Origin of the sequence: Truepera radiovictrix DSM 17093 (assembly GCF_000092425.1) — a bacterium.
GTDB classification, from domain to species: Bacteria; Deinococcota; Deinococci; order Deinococcales; family Trueperaceae; genus Truepera; species Truepera radiovictrix.
This window is the reverse complement of record NC_014221.1, coordinates 1737031-1752218: the sequence shown is the minus strand read 5'-3', so window position 1 is coordinate 1752218 and position 15188 is coordinate 1737031. Positions and strand designations below refer to the sequence as shown.

Annotated in this window: 14 protein-coding genes; 9 read left to right on the top strand and 5 right to left on the bottom strand. The window is 67.1% G+C overall.

Annotated features, from left to right (window positions below):
* Positions 1 to 60 precede the first annotated feature (60 nt).
* From TRAD_RS08070 to TRAD_RS08045, 6 genes are all read left to right on the top strand, one after another.
* Complete coding sequence (locus tag TRAD_RS08070) at positions 61 to 1464, top strand: hypothetical protein (protein WP_013178116.1); 1404 nt, start codon at positions 61 to 63, stop codon at positions 1462 to 1464.
* A 61-nt stretch (positions 1465 to 1525) separates the two neighbouring features.
* Positions 1526 to 2032 carry a MerR family transcriptional regulator gene (locus TRAD_RS08065; protein ID WP_013178115.1) on the top strand — a complete coding sequence of 169 codons (507 nt, stop codon included), beginning with the start codon at positions 1526 to 1528 and terminating at the stop codon, positions 2030 to 2032.
* A gap of 115 nt (positions 2033 to 2147) precedes the next feature.
* Positions 2148 to 3008: an aldo/keto reductase gene (locus TRAD_RS08060; protein WP_013178114.1), complete on the top strand. Its 861-nt coding sequence runs from the start codon at positions 2148 to 2150 to the stop codon at positions 3006 to 3008.
* A 71-nt stretch (positions 3009 to 3079) separates the two neighbouring features.
* On the top strand, positions 3080 to 4063 hold the full coding sequence (locus TRAD_RS08055; protein WP_041947797.1) for an aldo/keto reductase: 984 nt from the start codon (positions 3080 to 3082) through the stop codon (positions 4061 to 4063).
* Between the two features lie 70 nt (positions 4064 to 4133).
* The gene (locus TRAD_RS08050) at positions 4134 to 5129 is read left to right on the top strand and encodes an aldo/keto reductase (RefSeq protein WP_013178112.1); all 996 of its coding nucleotides are present in this window, start codon (positions 4134 to 4136) and stop codon (positions 5127 to 5129) included.
* Positions 5130 to 5187: 58 nt separating this feature from the next.
* Positions 5188 to 5436 (top strand): hypothetical protein, encoded by a 249-nt coding sequence (locus TRAD_RS08045; RefSeq protein ID WP_013178111.1) that lies wholly within the window; start codon positions 5188 to 5190, stop codon positions 5434 to 5436.
* Between the two features lie 70 nt (positions 5437 to 5506).
* Here the strand turns inward: TRAD_RS08045 and TRAD_RS08040 are convergent, their stop codons facing one another.
* The 3 genes from TRAD_RS08040 to rpsO all read right to left on the bottom strand — a co-directional run bounded on the left by TRAD_RS08040 (position 5507) and on the right by rpsO (position 10147).
* Positions 5507 to 7231 carry a ribonuclease J gene (locus TRAD_RS08040; protein WP_013178110.1) on the bottom strand — a complete coding sequence of 575 codons (1725 nt, stop codon included), beginning with the start codon at positions 7229 to 7231 and terminating at the stop codon, positions 5507 to 5509.
* Positions 7232 to 7426: 195 nt separating this feature from the next.
* Positions 7427 to 9607, bottom strand: coding sequence for a polyribonucleotide nucleotidyltransferase (gene pnp / locus TRAD_RS08035; protein ID WP_013178109.1), 2181 nt, complete (start codon positions 9605 to 9607; stop codon positions 7427 to 7429).
* 270 nt (positions 9608 to 9877) lie between these two features.
* The gene (rpsO, locus tag TRAD_RS08030; protein WP_013178108.1) at positions 9878 to 10147 is read right to left on the bottom strand and encodes a 30S ribosomal protein S15; all 270 of its coding nucleotides are present in this window, start codon (positions 10145 to 10147) and stop codon (positions 9878 to 9880) included.
* Between the two features lie 197 nt (positions 10148 to 10344).
* Between rpsO and TRAD_RS15245 the strand changes: the two genes are divergently transcribed.
* From TRAD_RS15245 to TRAD_RS08015, 3 genes are all read left to right on the top strand, one after another.
* Positions 10345 to 11217, top strand: coding sequence for an aminoglycoside phosphotransferase family protein (locus tag TRAD_RS15245; protein WP_013178107.1), 873 nt, complete (start codon positions 10345 to 10347; stop codon positions 11215 to 11217).
* A 509-nt stretch (positions 11218 to 11726) separates the two neighbouring features.
* On the top strand, positions 11727 to 12647 hold the full coding sequence (coaA, locus tag TRAD_RS08020) for a type I pantothenate kinase (RefSeq protein WP_013178106.1): 921 nt from the start codon (positions 11727 to 11729) through the stop codon (positions 12645 to 12647).
* A 31-nt stretch (positions 12648 to 12678) separates the two neighbouring features.
* Positions 12679 to 13122, top strand: a complete 444-nt coding sequence (locus TRAD_RS08015; protein WP_013178105.1) for a secondary thiamine-phosphate synthase enzyme YjbQ — start codon at positions 12679 to 12681, stop codon at positions 13120 to 13122.
* Here the strand turns inward: TRAD_RS08015 and TRAD_RS08010 are convergent.
* Positions 13119 to 13892: a sulfotransferase family 2 domain-containing protein gene (locus tag TRAD_RS08010; protein ID WP_013178104.1), complete on the bottom strand. Its 774-nt coding sequence runs from the start codon at positions 13890 to 13892 to the stop codon at positions 13119 to 13121. The two genes, TRAD_RS08015 and TRAD_RS08010, sit on opposite strands and share 4 nt — an antisense overlap.
* Positions 13893 to 13899: 7 nt before the next feature.
* On the bottom strand, positions 13900 to 15147 hold the full coding sequence (locus tag TRAD_RS08005; RefSeq protein ID WP_013178103.1) for a glycosyltransferase: 1248 nt from the start codon (positions 15145 to 15147) through the stop codon (positions 13900 to 13902).
* Positions 15148 to 15188: the final 41 nt, after the last annotated feature.

The following is a 15188-nucleotide window of genomic DNA, read 5'->3' as shown; positions in this document are numbered from 1 at the left end:
TGTTCAGCCTTTTTTGACAAGCCGTGGCAGCGTGCCTCGTGCGGACGATGGCGGTGGGGTGTGAAGCGCCCACCGTACCTCGCCGGCTTCGACTCCGCCTCGGCGATGTTCCAGTCCACCGCGCGCTACTTGCGCGGCCAGGACATGCCGATGATGGGTATGGGACCGAAGTGGCTCGCGCACGCGCTAGAGCCGGTCGTCGGCGGGATCAACAAGCTGCCCGCCGGGGTGCGCGACAAGCTCTACGCCCTCAGCGGGTGGACGGAGTCGCTCCCGCCCAGAAAGCTCCGCACGGTGCGCGCCGAGGACGTCGCGCGGTGGATGGTCTCGGAGTTTCCGCAGCGGCGGTTTCCGGCCGTCGCCATCGGCTCCTCGAACGGCGCGGCGACGCACCTCTACGCGGCTTTGGGGATCCCCTGGTTGCCGCAGACCTTCTTGGTGCCCGTCAGCCGCTCCGGCGTCCATCCGGACGAGCCCAAAGACGACCTGGCCTTCGGTCGCGAGGTCGCCGGGCCGCTGCTTGAGGCCAACCCCGAGGTGCAGCTGCACCACATGCAAGACGGCAACCAAGACCGCCTGATGGTGCAGTACATGACGCTCTTTCGGCTTAAACGCCTCGCGCTAGGAAGGGCCTTTGAGGGTTTTTTAAAGGCGGCGCTAGAACCCGGCGGCACGCTCCTACTGGTCGAGTGCACGCTCCCGTGGCCGACGGTGCGGGTCGGCGAGCGCCACATCTTTCAGCACGGCGGCTTGGGCGGCCTCCCGCCGGAGGAGTACCGGACGGGGAGCGCGCGCGTCGAGGACTTTCTGGCGCGCTACGAGTCGCACCGCCGCAGCTGGGACGCGCCCGAACCCGACGGCGTGCGCCCGGAAGCCGAGTGGGGCTTCGAGCCGACCTTGCGCGAGGACGTGCTGCGCTTTGCCCGCGAGCACGGTTTCCGCGTCAAGCGCCTTATCTTTGAGGAGCCCGAGCACTTAAGCCCACTCGTCGCCGACTTCTACCGCGAGCGCTACCGCGCCTGGGGGGTCCCGACGAACCGGCTCCTGGTGGAGTCGTTTGCGCTGCACTCCCCCTACTGGGCGCTGCGCACGGGTTCGGTACCCTTCTGGCTGGTCTTTAACAAAGAGCCCTCGGCGCGCGCGCTCGAGCGCTACCTGAGCGCGCGCGACCCCTTCGACGACATCCACCTGACGCTCTTTTCGCACGGGACGGAGTCGGTGGGGCTCGTTTCCCCCGAGAGGTGGCGGGCGCTCCTTGACCACGCCCGCCGTGAGGGGCGTTTTCTCGGCGGCGACCCAGCGGCGTACCCGCGCGACTTCGCGACCTACGTCCGCTACTACACGGAGCTTAAAGCGCTCACCGAGGTGCGCTATCCGCTGCCGGAGCCGCTGCCGTTGTCGGCTTTCGAGGCCTTTTTGCGCGAGCGCGATGGGGCGTACGAGGTCGCGCTCGAGGACGCCTGAGCGCTCCCCAGGTCTCCGGGGGTCTTGACTTCAAGCGCTTTAAGTTCGCTACCCTGGGCGCATGAGCACGCCGACGAGGGACCCGAGCTATTCGATCCGGGAGGCGGCTCGCCTGAGCGGGCTGCCCGAGAGCACGCTGCGCTACTACGAGGCGATCGGCCTCATGGGGCCCGTCGGCCGCGACCCGAGCAGCAAGCACCGCCGGTACACGGAGGCCGACATCGACCACGCGGTCTCGGTGGCTTGCCTGAGCGCCATGGGCATGTCGATCGAGGACATGCGCGCCTACTTGCGCCGCCGCGAAGGGGGCAGGGGTGCGGCGCCGGCGCAGCTCGAGCTCTTCGAGAGCTACAAGCAGCGGCTCGAGGAGGAGGCCCGCAACCTCGAGCTGCGCCGGCGCTACATCGACGCCAAGATCGCCTATTGGCGGGCGGTCGAGGCGGGCGACCTCGAGCGGGCGCGCGCCGTCGGTGAAGCTGCCCGTTCGGTTCGCGACGCGTTAAGAGCGTCGAAGGCGCAGTTGACGAGGCCGGAAGCGCAAGGGGAGGGGGCTGCGGTATCGCGGTAATCTTGCTGAGCGCAGTCAGTCTAGAGCCGCCCGGGCGGGGCTGCACAGCGCCAAAAGTCCTGCCGACCTCGCGAGGCCAACGGCGCTCCAACAGGTTCGACAAGGAGATGTGGACGTGTCAACGACCCCGTCGGTAACCCTCAATAACGGTGTGGAGATGCCTTTGTTGGGCTTCGGTGTTTTTCAGATACCGGACGCCGAGGTGTGCGAAAGGAGCGTCTATGCGGCACTACGCACAGGCTACCGCCTGATCGACACCGCCGCCGCATACGGCAACGAGGCGGCGGTCGGTAACGCCATCAAACGCAGTGGCGTAGCCCGAGACGAGCTGTTCGTCACCACCAAGCTCTGGATTCAAGATGCTGGGTATGAGCGTACCAAGGCGGCGTTTGAACGGTCGCTGCAGCGTCTGGGCTTAGCGTATCTCGACCTGTATCTCATCCACCAGCCCTTCGGGGACGTCTACGGTTCCTGGCGGGCGATGGAGGAGCTTTACCGGGAGGGTAGGGTACGCGCCATTGGGGTCAGCAACTTCTACCCTGATCGGTTGATGGACTTGATCATACACCACGAGATCGTCCCGGCGGTAAACCAGATTGAGACGCACCCCTTTCATCAGCAGGTCGAAACGCAGCAGTTTTTGCGGGACAACGGGGTACAGCTCGAGGCCTGGGCACCCTTCGCCGAGGGCAAGCACGACGTGTTCAACAACGAGGTGTTGCGCTCCGTTGCGAGCAAGTATCACAAAACCGTGGCGCAGACCATTCTGCGTTGGCTGACCCAGCGCGGGGTCGTGGCGATCCCCAAGTCGGTCCGCAAGGAACGCATCGAGGAGAACTTCGACGTGTTCGACTTCGACCTGGACCCGGAAGCCATGGCGGCGATCGGGACGCTCGACACCAAGACCAGCAGCTTCTTCGACCACCGCGACCCGGAGGTCGTGAAGCGGCTGGGAAGAGCGAGGCGCGACACGTGAGCCGTTTTCGCTACGAGTCAACTGGCTCACAGCAGCCATGGCCGTAGCTGGTGATGAAAGGGGAAGCGCGCGTGGACTACACGAAACTCGGCCGTAGCGGCCTAGAGGTGTCGCGCATCTGCCTCGGGTGCATGGGCTTTGGGGACGCCACGCGTTGGCTACACAAGTGGGTGCTCGACGAGCAGAGCAGCCGGCCGGTCATCCGTAAAGCGCTCGAGCTCGGCGTCAACTTTTTCGACACCGCCAACGTCTACTCCCTCGGGGTGAGCGAGGAGATCTTGGGGCGCGCCCTTAAAGACTTCGCCAAGCGCGACGAGGTCGTGATCGCTACCAAGGTGCACGGCAGGATGCGCGACGGGCCCAACGGCGGCGGGTTGTCGCGCAAGGCGATCTTAAGCGAGATCGAAAGGAGCCTCGAGCGGCTCGGGACGGACTACGTCGACCTCTACATCATCCACCGCTGGGACGACGAGACCCCCATCGAGGAGACGATGGCGGCGCTTCACGACGTGGTGCGAGCGGGTCAGGCCCGCTACATCGGGGCGTCGGCCATGTGGGCGTGGCAGTTTCAGCGGGCGCTTTACGTCGCCGAAAAGCGCGGCCTCACCCGCTTTATCTCCATGCAAAACCACCTCAACCTGCTCTACCGCGAAGAGGAGCGGGAGATGCTGCCCCTCTGCCGCGCCGAGGGGATCGGGGTGACGCCCTACAGCCCGCTCGCCTCCGGCCGCCTGGCCCGCGACTGGAGCGCGGACAGTTCGCTCCGCGCCGCAACTGACGAGATCGCCAAAAGCAAGTACGGCGCCACCGAAGACGCCGACCGACAGGTCGTGGCGCGGGTCGCAGAGGTCGCCGCGGGGCACGGGGTGCCGCGCGCGCAAATCGCCCTCGCCTGGCTTTTGCACAAAGAACCGGTAGCGGCCCCCGTCGTCGGGGCGACGAAGCTCAGCCACCTCGAGGACGCGGTCGGTGCGCTCGCGGTCAAGCTGACCCCGGAGGAGGTCACGTACCTCGAGGAGCCGTACGTGCCGCACGCGGTCGTCGGCCACCGGTAGCGCCGCGCGCCGGTCGTTCACAAGGTTGTCGTTCACAAGGTCTATGGCGTCAACGCCGTTAGGAGAGACGATGCAAACGCGGCAACTCGGTAACAACCTGGAGGTTTCAGCCCTCGGCCTCGGCTGCATGCGGATGACCCATCACGTCGACGTCCTGCCCGACGAGGGGGAGATGATCGCCTTGTTGCGCGCGGCCGTCGAGCGCGGCGTCACCTTTTTCGACACCGCCGAGGTCTACGGCCCCTTTACCAACGAAGCGCTCGTGGGCAAAGCGCTCGAGCCCTTCCGGGGCGAGGTCGTCATCGCCACCAAGTTCGGTTTCAAACACGACCCCGAGACGGGGCCGAGCCCCGAGGTCGGGCTCGACAGCCGGCCGGAGAGGATTAGGCGGGTCGCCGAAGCGTCGCTGAAGCGGCTCCGGGTCGACGCCATCGACCTCTTCTATCAGCACCGCGTCGACCCCGAGGTGCCCATCGAGGACGTCGCGGGGGCCGTTAAGGAGCTGATCGAGGCCGGGTGGGTCAAGCACTTCGGCCTCTCCGAAGCGAGCGCCGAGACCATCCGGCGCGCCCACGCCGTGCAGCCGGTCACCGCGGTGCAGAGTGAGTACTCCTTGTGGTGGCGCGAGGTAGAAGCGGACGTGCTCCCGACCTGTGAGGCGCTCGGTATCGGTTTGGTGGCCTATAGCCCGCTGGGGCGGGGTTACCTGACGGGTAAGATCGACGAGACCACGACCTTTGACGCCGCTGACATCCGCAACCAGCTCCCGCGCTTTTCCCCGGAAGCGCGTAAGGCCAACCGGGCGCTGATCGCGCTGCTCGCGCAGTTCGGGCGGGAGAAGGGGGCCACGCCGGCCCAGATCGCCCTGGCGTGGGTCCTGGCGCAGCGGCCGTGGATCGTGCCGATCCCGGGGACGCGGAAGCTCGAGCGCCTCGACGAAAACCTCGGCGCGCTCGACGTGCCCTTGACGCCCGAGGACGTAGAGGCTTTAGAGGGCGCGCTTGCAACGGTGAGCGTGCAAGGGGACCGCTATCCCGAACACCTGAACCGGATGTCCGGGCGCTAAGCGCGAGGTGTACGGGAAGGGGGAGATGCCTGACGGTGACGGGAAAACGGGACGACCGATGAGGCTATCGCCGCGACCGATCAACCTCTGGAGGCGCCTCGCGCTTAGGCGCGAGGTGTGGCGGCTCGAGGGCGCCCTGAAAGCGCTCGAGCGCGAGCGCGGTACCCTCCCCGAGGAGGGCGCTAACCTCGTGGCGGCGGTCCTCAGGCGGGACCTCCACGAGCTCAAAGGGCGGCTGAGTGCGGAGCCTGGACGTGCCCCGCCTTACGGCGCAAGGGGGCGCTTCGAGGACGCCTGCTGCTCTTAAGCTCAAACGGGGCACGCGAAAAAACGGGAGGCGGACGCGCCGCCTCCCGTGTCGTCGCCCTTGAGCCAGCTTAGCCCTCGATCACCGTCGGTACGATGAGCGGGTTTCGGCCCGTGGTCTTGCGCAAATAGCGGCGCACGGGGTAGAAGATGTCGTCGCGGATGTCGGACAGGGTGCGCTTTTCGCGGACGCCGCGCTTAAGGTTCTCGAGCGCGATCTTTTCGATCTCGCTGTTGAGCTCGCGGTGGTTTTGCGACACCCCGCGGGTGATGACCTCGACCGAGGGGTTGCGCCCGGCGAGCGCCATGATGACCACCACGCCCTCCGAGGAGAGCGTCTGCCGGTCGCGGATGATCGGTTCGGTGATCTCCTCGCTGCTCTTGCCGACCGCGTCGATGTAGAGCACGCCGGCGTCGACCTGCCCGACCTTTTTGAGGTCGTTGCGGGTGAGCTCCAAGATGTCGCCGTTTTCCGCGATGACGCTCTTTAGGGGCGGCGTCGCCATCCCCGCGGCGAGCTTTTGGTGGTTGAGCTGGTGCCGCACCTCGCCGTGCCACGGGATAAAGAACTTGGGTCTCGTGAGGTCCAAGATGAGCTTGAGCTCCTCTTGCGAGGCGTGCCCCGAAGCGTGCACGCGGTAGGTGGGGGGGTAGAAGACGTTGACCCCGCGCGCGTAGAGCTGGTTGATGACCCGCCCGACCGCCTCCTCGTTGCCGGGGATGGGGTTCGATGACAGGATCACGGTGTCGCCCGGTTTGAGGCTGATCTTCTTGTGGGTGCCCGCGGCGAGCCGCGAAAGGGCGGCCATCGGCTGCCCCTGAGAGCCGGTGCAGAGAAACAGGATCTTGTCGTCGGCGAGTTCGGCGAGGTCGTCGGGGCTGGCTAGGGGGTGTTTGGTCTCTAGGTAGCCGAGCTCCTGCGCGATGCGGGTGTTTTTGACCATCGAGCGCCCCTCGACGATCACCCGGCGGTCGTAGCGTTCGGCGACGCGGATAAAGTTCTGCAACCTGTGGATGTGCGAGGCGAAGGTGGTGACGATCACCCGGCCCTTGGCGTCTTTGACGAGCTGCTCAAAGCCGTTCATCACGTCGCGCTCGCTCGGGGTGTAACCGGGGCGTTCGGCGTTGGTCGAATCCGAGATGAGCGCCAAGACCCCCTCTTGCCCGGCTTGGGCGAGCTTGTGCAGGTGGCTCGTCTTGCCGTCGGCGGGGTTGTAGTCGAGCTTGAAGTCGCCCGAGTGCACGACGCGGCCCAAGGGGGTGTGGATAATCAGCCCCGAGTTGTCGGGGATGGAGTGCGTCATCCGGAAAAAGTCGACGGTAAAGTACTTGGAGATCTTGATGCGCTCATCGGTCGAGATCTCGCGCAGATCGGCGTCGCTCTCTTTGAGCTTGAACTCCTCGAACTTGCCGCGCAGTAGCCCCAGGGTCAGCTTGGCGCCGTACATGGGGATCTTGGGGAGCAGTTTGAGCATGTAGGGGATGCCGCCGATGTGGTCCTCGTGACCGTGGGTCAGCACCCAGCCCTTGACGCGCGCGGCGTTTTCGACCACGTAGTCGATCTTGGGTACCAGGATGTCGACGCCCAGCATGTCGGCGTCGGGAAACGCGAGGCCGCCGTCGATGAGCAGGATCTCATCTTCGTACTCGACGGCGAACATGTTTTTGCCGATCTCGCCCATGCCCCCCAAGGGGATGATGCGGAGCGCTTTGGGGGCGCTCTGCGCGGCTTCTTTGTCGGTGCTCCGCCCGGCGCTTCCCTTCGCGCCGGCGGGGTGTTTACGGGTTCGGTTCATCGTGCTCCTTTGGATACCGTAGGGTGTTACGGCCCCTCGAGCCCGCGCCGCGCGTTCGCGCGCTGCGGGGTTGCCTAAAGCGCTCACAGCCGCCCGGCAAGGTGATGTCGCTAAGGTCGTGACGGCAGGTCGCCCCACTCGAGGGGGGTGGGGCGGCCTGCGGGTCACGCGACGTGACGCGGTGGGTGGGCGCCCTTAGCGGCGCCCACCGCCGTTACGGCCGTCGGGACGGCCTCCGCGCGGACTCCCGGTGCGACCCGCGCGGGGGGGCACTTTGCCCTCGAGTTCGGGGCGCACGAGGTCGAGCTTGCCGCGGCTGTCGATGCCGGCGATTTTGACCTTGAGCGTGTCGCCCACCTTGAGGTAGTCCTCGATGTTGTGCACCCGCTCCTCGGCGATCTGCGAGATGTGCAGCAGCCCGTCGGTCCCGGGGAAGAGGGTGACGAAGGCGCCGAACTCGGTGATCTTGGCGACCCGACCGTCGTAGGTCTTACCGACTTCGGGGGTAGCGGTGAGCGCTTCGATCTGCTCCCTGACCGCTTCGGCGGCGCTCGCCTCCTCCGAGTAGATCTTGACGAGGCCGCTCTCTTCGATGTCGATCTGCACCCCCAGGGCCTCGAGCTCGCGGATCTGCTTGCCGCCGGGCCCGATCACGGCGCCGATCTTGTCGACCGGGATCTGCACCGTGAGGATGCGCGGCGCGTTTTTGGAGACTTCGCTCCGCGGCGCGCTTAAAACCTCGTCCATGAGGTTCAGGATGTGGCGCCGCCCCACCCGCGCCTGCTCGAGCGCCGCGCGCATGATCTCGGGGGTGATGCCCTTAATCTTGATGTCCATCTGCAGCGCCGTGACCCCGTCGTGGGTACCGGTGACCTTGAAGTCCATGTCGCCGAGCGCGTCTTCGGAGCCCAGGATGTCGGAGAGGATCTTGTAGGTGTCGCCCTCTTTAATGAGCCCCATGGCGATACCGGCGACCGGCTTTTTGAGGGGTACGCCCGCGTCCATCATCGAGAGCGTCGCGGCGCAGACCGAGGCCATCGACGACGAACCGTTGCTCTCTAACGTCTCGGCGACGACCCGCACGACGTAGCCGAAGGTGTCTTGCGAGGGCATCATCCGCTCGAGCGCGCGCCGCGCTAAGTTGCCGTGGCCGAGCTCGCGCCGCGACACGCCCCGGAGCCGCTTGACCTCCCCCGTCGAGAAGGGCGGGAAGTTGTAGTGCAGCATAAACGTCTCGCTGGTCTCGAGCCCCAGGTCGTCGATCAAGCGGTCGTCTTTGCCGGTGCCGAGCGTGGTGACGCCCAGCACCTGCGTCTCGCCGCGGGTAAAGACGGCGCTGCCGTGCGTCTTGGGGAGCACGCCGACCTCGATCCAGATGGGGCGGATGTCTTCTGGCGCCCGACCGTCGGCGCGCAGATCCTCCTCGAGGATCATCCGCCGCGACTCGCGCTGCACCGCGCTCGCAAAGGCCTCCTTAAGGAGCGCGACGCGCCGCGCGTCCTCCTCGTTCGCGACCTCCGGCACGTGCTTGCTGATGAGCGCGTCGCGAAGGGCTTTTGTCTTGGCGCTGCGCTCCTTTTTGCTGGGGGTTAAGAGCACCTCTTTAAGACCCGCGGCGACCGCCTCTTGGTACAGGCGCTCCTTGTCCTCCTCCGAGGGGCTCAGCGGGGGTTCGACGGGGAGCTTTTCCTGACCGATCTCCGCGCGCATCCGCTTGATGAGCTCGATCACGCCCTGCATCTCGCGCTGGGCAAAGGTGATCGCGCCGACCATAGTGTCTTCGGGGAGTTCGTCGGCGCTCGCTTCGACCATCAACACGGCGTCTTCGGAGGCGGCCACGGTCAGCTCGAGCTGCGAGTCGGCGAGCGTCTGCAGGCTCGGGTAGAGGACGTACTGGCCGTCCACATACCCGACGCTGACGCACGCCGTCGGGCCGTCCCAGGGGATGTTGGAGATCGAGAGCGCCGCCGAGGCGCCGATGGCGGCGATCATCGCGGGGTCGTTTTCGCGGTCGGCCGAGAGCACGGTGATGATCACCTGCACCTCGTTGCGCAACCCCTTGGGGAAGAGCGGGCGGATCTGCCGGTCGGTGATGCGGGCGTTGAGCGTCGCTTGGGTCCCGGGACGCCCCTCGCGGCGCTGAAACGAGCCCGGGATCTTACCGATGGCGTAGTGGCGCTCTTCGTACTCGACGGTGAGGGGTAAAAAGTCGGTGTCGGCGGCGGTGTCCGACATGTGCGCGGTCACCAGCACCACCGTGTCGCCGTAGCGCACGGTGACGCTCCCCGCGACGAGCTTGGCGTATTTGCCCGTCTCGATGATGAGTTCGCGCCCTCCCAAGAGGGTGCTGTAGCGTTTGGCGGTGGGGATGTTCACATCGTCTCCTCGTCGTGTTGTGCCGGCAGCCGTGATGCGGGGCGGGTCCGGCAAAGTTCCTCGTTTGTCCCTCGGGCGCTCCTGTGACGCGCCGCGCGTTGTGGCGTCTTTATTTATAGCGTCTAAAAACCCCTGGCAGCAGGTGTTGGCCAGTGTGGGGCGCGAGATGAACGAGATGAAAAAAAGCGGGGCGAGACCCCAGCGGCCTCGCCCACGACAGCCTAGCGACCTCTAGACGGCTGCTTGTGGCGCGTCCGGAGGTGTCGCAACCTAGCGGCGCAGCCCGAGGCGCCCGATGAGCGCCTTGTACCCCTCGAAGTCGCGTTGCTCAAGGTATTTAAGGAGACGCTTGCGGCGTCCGACCATCATGAGGAGCCCGCGGCGGCTGTGGTGGTCTTTGCGGTTGACCTTGAGGTGTTCGCTTAAGCTGTTGATCCGCTCGGTAAGGAGCGCGATCTGCACCTCGGTCGACCCCGTGTTCTGCGCGCTGCCGCCGAACTCGCTCACAAGCTCCGTTTTTCGCTCTTTCGTTAACGCCATAGATAGCCTCTTTCTGGCAGAGAGCAGCCGCACCCCGATAGGGTGGGGGGACCGCGCTCCCCGTACTTAGGTGCAGCTGTTAAGCTGCACCTAACGTTCTACTCTAACACGGCGCCAGGGCGCGCTTCAAACGCTGGCTTGCAAATGGGGGACGGCGAACGGCAGCCGAGGGGCCGGCCGGCGGGTAAGCTGGAAGGGTGCCCGCTCGTTGCTTGCCACCCGCTTTAGAGGCGTTTGCCGCTGCTCACCTCGGCCAGGGGCTGCGGGCGCGCTTTTGCGGGTGGGACCACGCCGAGTCCAGCGTGTGGGTGCTCGAGGCGAGCGGGCGGCGCGCGTTCCTCAAAGCCTACCACCAGCCGCGCAAGTTCCGCCAGGAGGAACGCGCCTACCGCGCGTACCTGCCGGGGCTTCAGAAGTGGGTTCCTGAGCTGATCGCCGTGTGCGAGGCGCCGGCCGCGCTCCTCTTGGGGGCCAGGCCCGGTGCCCTCGTGCAGAGCGCGGCGCTCACGCCGGACGAGGAGGCGTCGCTCTACCGCCAGGCCGGGGCCTTTTTGCGCGCGCTGCACGCCCAGCCCTTGGTGGAGCACGACCCCATGCCGCTCGCCGAGGCGCTGCGCCGGCGCGCCCAGGCGTGGTGCGAGCGCGCGCACGGGCTCGTGGAGGCGGAGCTGGTGGACTGGGTGCGCGCGCAAGCCGCCGAGGCCGCCGGGCTCGCGCGCGCGGCGGCGATCCCGCGCGTGCCCACCCACGGCGACTTTACCCCGCGCAACTGGCTCGTTTCGGGCGGCGCGCTCTACGTCATCGACTTCGAGCACGCCAAAGCCGACCTCTGGCTTACAGACGTGCTAAAGCTCTGGTGCACGGCGTGGTGGGCGCGCCCCGACTTGGCCCGGAGCTTTTTCGTGGGCTATGGCCGTTCCCTGACGGCGCTCGAGGAGGCCCTTGTGGCGCGCCTCGCGGCGCTCCACGCGCTCTCAACCGTGGTGTGGGCGCGCGCGCACGCCGACGTGGCGTTCGAGTCGCAGGGCCGAACGCTGCTGGCGCGCCTTAGGGGCGATAGGTTCTGTTGACCTGCGTGCTCGGTCAAACCGCTGGTCTGGCGTCCAGCAAGCGCGTAGCCTGAGCTCAGCGCCACACTCAACCTCACGAGAGGCGCCCTTGCTCCCCGGAGCGTCACGACGTGCCGAGCGAAGCGTCCGCCAGCATAGGAGGCGGCGCCCTGGCCCAATGGACCTGCTGTTGCGGAGGGAGTGCTACGCGAAGGGGGCGCCCCGCGAGGGCAGCGCCCCTGTGAGCACTCAGCCTCACTAGAGGCGGGGCAGCGCCCCTATGAGCACTCAGCCTCACTAGAGGCGTCCCCCGGTGGGGATGCTGCGCGAGGGCAGCGCCCCTATGAGCTGGGCGCCCGGGCTGAGCCGGTCACCTACTGACGTGCAGCTCGTGGTCCACAGGCCACGAGCTACAGGCTACCAGCCCCCCGGCGGCTCACGCGGAAGCCGAAGGGGATAAGACGTTCGCAGAACCTGCAAACGTCCAAACAGCCTCTAGGTGGCGCGCCTCATAATAAGCTGGCTTGGTTATGCCCGTCTCCCCCTACCTGCACTTCGACCGCGCGGCTTGGTCCGAGCTGCGTAACGCGACCCCGCTGACGCTCTCGGCCGAGGACGTCGCGCAGCTACGCGGCCTCAACGAGGCGCTCTCTTTAGACGAGGTCGCCGAGGTCTACCTGCCGCTGTCGCGGCTTCTCAACCTCTACGTCGCCAAAGCGCAGGAGCTCTTTCGGGTCACCGACGCGTTTTTGGGCAAACCGGCGGCGATGGTGCCCTTCGTCATCGGTATCGCGGGCAGCGTGGCGGTCGGCAAGAGCACCACCGCGCGCGTGCTGCAGGCGCTGCTGTCGCGCTGGCCCGACCACCCCAAGGTCGACCTGGTGACCACCGACGGCTTTCTCTACCCCAACCGCGTGCTCGAGGCGCGCGGCCTCATGCGCCGCAAGGGGTTTCCGGAGTCCTATGACCAGCGCCGTCTGCTCCGCTTCGTGGCCGACATCAAGTCGGGCCGCGAGGGGGTCACTGCGCCCGTCTATTCACACCTCAGCTACGACATCGTGCCCGACGAGGTGATCACCGTGTCAAAACCCGACATCTTGATCCTGGAGGGGCTTAACGTGCTGCAGCGGGGCGGGGCGGAGCGGGCCTTCGTCTCCGACTTTTTCGACTTCTCCATCTACGTCGACGCCGACGAGGCGCTCTTACACAGCTGGTACACCGAGCGCTTTTTGAAACTTAAAGAGACGGCCTTTAGGCGCCCCGAATCGTACTTTCACCACCTCGCGTCGCTTTCGGATGAGCGTGCGCGGGAGGTCGCCTCGAGCATCTGGCGCGAGATCAACCTGGTGAACTTGCGCGAAAACATCGCCCCGACCCGTGAGCGCGCGCGGCTCATCCTGCGCAAAGGGGCGGACCACCGCGTGCAGGCGGTGCATCTGCGCAAGCTCTAGCCCGCAGCGCGCCGCCGTGCTAGCCTCGGCTATGACCTGGACGCAAAAGCGCTTCGCGCTCGCCCCCAAGCCCCGTGGGGTTCACCTGATCACCGACGAGGTTCTCGCGCAGCTCCCCGAGCTCAGGGCGCTGCGCGTCGGGCTGTTGCACCTCTTTATCCAGCACACCTCGGCGAGTTTGACGGTCAACGAAAACGCCTCGCCGGAGGTGCGCGGCGACTTCGAGCGGCACCTCAACGTGTTGGTCCCCGAAGCGCCCTATTTCGAGCACACCCTCGAGGGCCCCGACGACATGCCCGCGCACCTCAAGGGCTCGCTCATGGGGTTTTCGCTCCTGCTGCCGGTCTCTGAGGGGCGCCTGGCGCTGGGCACGTGGCAGGGGCTCTACCTCTGTGAGCACCGCAACCGCGGCGGCCCCCGCACGCTCGTAGCGACCCTCTACGGGGAAGCGGAGGCGCTCCAAGGGGATCCCTAAAGCGCGGGGCGCCGAGCGAGCTGCGCCGCGAGCGAGCTGTTGTCGAAGGTGTAGCCCAACAGCGCGATGTCCTCGCGGTAGACCCGCGCGACGATCTCGCGCATCTCGGGGGTGTAGAGCTCGCGGAAGTCGCGGCGCGCGCGGGTGACGTTCTCGGCCGGCAGCGGCTCGCCGGTGCCGAGGCGCGCACGGATGAGCTCGTAGTCGCTCGCCAGGTTTTCAAAAAAGCCCACGAAGTCAAGCAGCAGCTCCCGTCGTCCGGGGAGGCAGAGGTAGTGGTGCTGCGGCCTAAAGTGCACCCAGCTGTGGACGTTGTGACGGTTGACCCAACCCGTGACGAACGCCTCGAAGGTGGCGTAGGGGGCGAGGTGCTCGGCCGCCCAGCGCGCGTCGGTGTCGTGGAGCCCCCCGCTTTTAAGGAAGAAAAAGGCGGAGGCGAGGCGGTCCCAGGGGTTGCGCACGAAGGCGAACTTGAAAAAGGCCTCGAACTCGCTGCGGCTAAGGAGCAGCTGATACCCGGCGACCGTGCGGTGGTGGCCGGTCGCCGCGCCGAAGAGCCCCTTGCCGACCGAGAGCCCCGCGGCTTTCGGCACGTGGATAAAGAGGCAGCGGTGCCTGAAAAAGGGCGCCAACGCCCCCCCCGCTTCGGGCGAGCGCAGCCGCTGCAGCGCCGCGTAGCGGCGCGGGAAGGCGACGCGCGCGGCGTTGCGGCGCAGGCCATAAGGGAGCTGCCAAAAGAGGCCCGAGGCGCCCCCGTAAAGCCCGCTCACGCGCACCTCACAGCGCCCGCAGGAGGGCGGTGTAGGCGGTGATGGCGTTGTCGAACGAAAAGGCCGCCGCGCGCCGCTCGAGCGCCTCTGCGGGTACGGGGTCCGCGAGCGTCCTTAGGGTCGCCTCGGCGAGCGCCTCGGCGTCGCCGACCGCCACCAAGGGCCCCCAACGCCCCCCCTCGAGGATCTCGCGCGGCCCGCTTGGGCAGTCGGTGGAGACCACCGGACAGCCGCACGCCATCGCCTCGATGAGCACCGTCGGCAGCCCCTCGCGGTCGGAGGAGACGACGAGCGCGCTCGCGCGGCGCATGTAGGCGTACGGGTTGGCGACAAAACCCGGGAAAGCGACCTCGCTTTCTAGCCCGAGCGCCCGCGCCTCGGCCTCGAGCGCCGCTTTGAGGCGCCCCTGACCCAGGATGATGAGCTTGCACGCGCGCCGCTGCCGGAGCGCCCGAAAGGCCCTTAGGAGCAGCGGGTAGTTTTTCTCCTCGCTCATCCGGCCCGCCGCGAGCAGTACGGGCGGGCCGCCCGCCGCGAAAAAGGGGTGGGTGACGGGCTCGTACGACTTGGCGATGAGCTCATCGCTGACGACGGGGTTGTAGATCGTGTGCAGGCGTTCGTCGGCGACCCCGAAGCTGCGCTCGACGTAGCTGCAGACGCCCCGGGAAACGCCGATCACCGCGTCGGCGCGCCCGTAGACGTCCGCCTTAAAGCGCTGCAGCAGCCGACTCGGCAGCGAGCGCTGCTTGTGCGCCAAGCTCGAGAGGTCGTTGTGTTCGACCAAGACTACCTTGGTCGGCACGCGCGCGAGCTCGCGCGCCAACACCGCCGCGACATTCGCGTGCGCGAGGTGCGACAACAGCACGTCGGGGCGGTGCTTTTGCAGGTGACGGGCGAGCGGCACGATCGCTTTCGAGACGGCTTTGCCCTTGGCGAGGTCGGTGAGCGGCACGTCGCTGGGGACGCGGTCCAAAAACGCCCCCCACGCCTCGACGAGGACGAGCTCGAGGTCGAAGAGCTCGCGCGGCAGCGCCTGCAGGAGGTTTACCGCGACCCGCTCCGCGCCCCCGCCGAGGAGGTTTTTCGAGAACATCGTGACGCGCCGCCGTTGCGGCGCCTCGACGATGAGCGGCAGGCTCGGTGCGGACTGGGCGGGAGGGCGCCAGGCGCTGCGCGGCGGGGTGCGGGGGGCGCTCGGGGCGGGGTGGGGTGCGGGGCGCGCCCCAGCGGTTCCGCGGCGGAGTTTGGGTTCCATAGCGGGTAGTGTAGCGGTCTCGTTAAAGCGCGTTAAAAAAA

What these genes read in the sequence shown, in the direction of transcription:
- TRAD_RS08045 (WP_013178111.1), top strand. Translation starts at nt 5,188, where the DNA reads ATGAGGCTATCGCCGCGACCGATCAACCTCTGGAGGCGCCTCGCGCTT.
- TRAD_RS08005 (WP_013178103.1), bottom strand. Translation starts at nt 15,147, where the DNA reads ATGGAACCCAAACTCCGCCGCGGAACCGCTGGGGCGCGCCCCGCACCC.
- TRAD_RS08040 (WP_013178110.1), bottom strand. Translation starts at nt 7,231, where the DNA reads ATGAACCGAACCCGTAAACACCCCGCCGGCGCGAAGGGAAGCGCCGGG.
- rpsO (WP_013178108.1), bottom strand. Translation starts at nt 10,147, where the DNA reads ATGGCGTTAACGAAAGAGCGAAAAACGGAGCTTGTGAGCGAGTTCGGC.
- coaA (WP_013178106.1), top strand. Translation starts at nt 11,727, where the DNA reads ATGCCCGTCTCCCCCTACCTGCACTTCGACCGCGCGGCTTGGTCCGAG.
- TRAD_RS08015 (WP_013178105.1), top strand. Translation starts at nt 12,679, where the DNA reads ATGACCTGGACGCAAAAGCGCTTCGCGCTCGCCCCCAAGCCCCGTGGG.
- TRAD_RS08065 (WP_013178115.1), top strand. Translation starts at nt 1,526, where the DNA reads ATGAGCACGCCGACGAGGGACCCGAGCTATTCGATCCGGGAGGCGGCT.
- TRAD_RS08050 (WP_013178112.1), top strand. Translation starts at nt 4,134, where the DNA reads ATGCAAACGCGGCAACTCGGTAACAACCTGGAGGTTTCAGCCCTCGGC.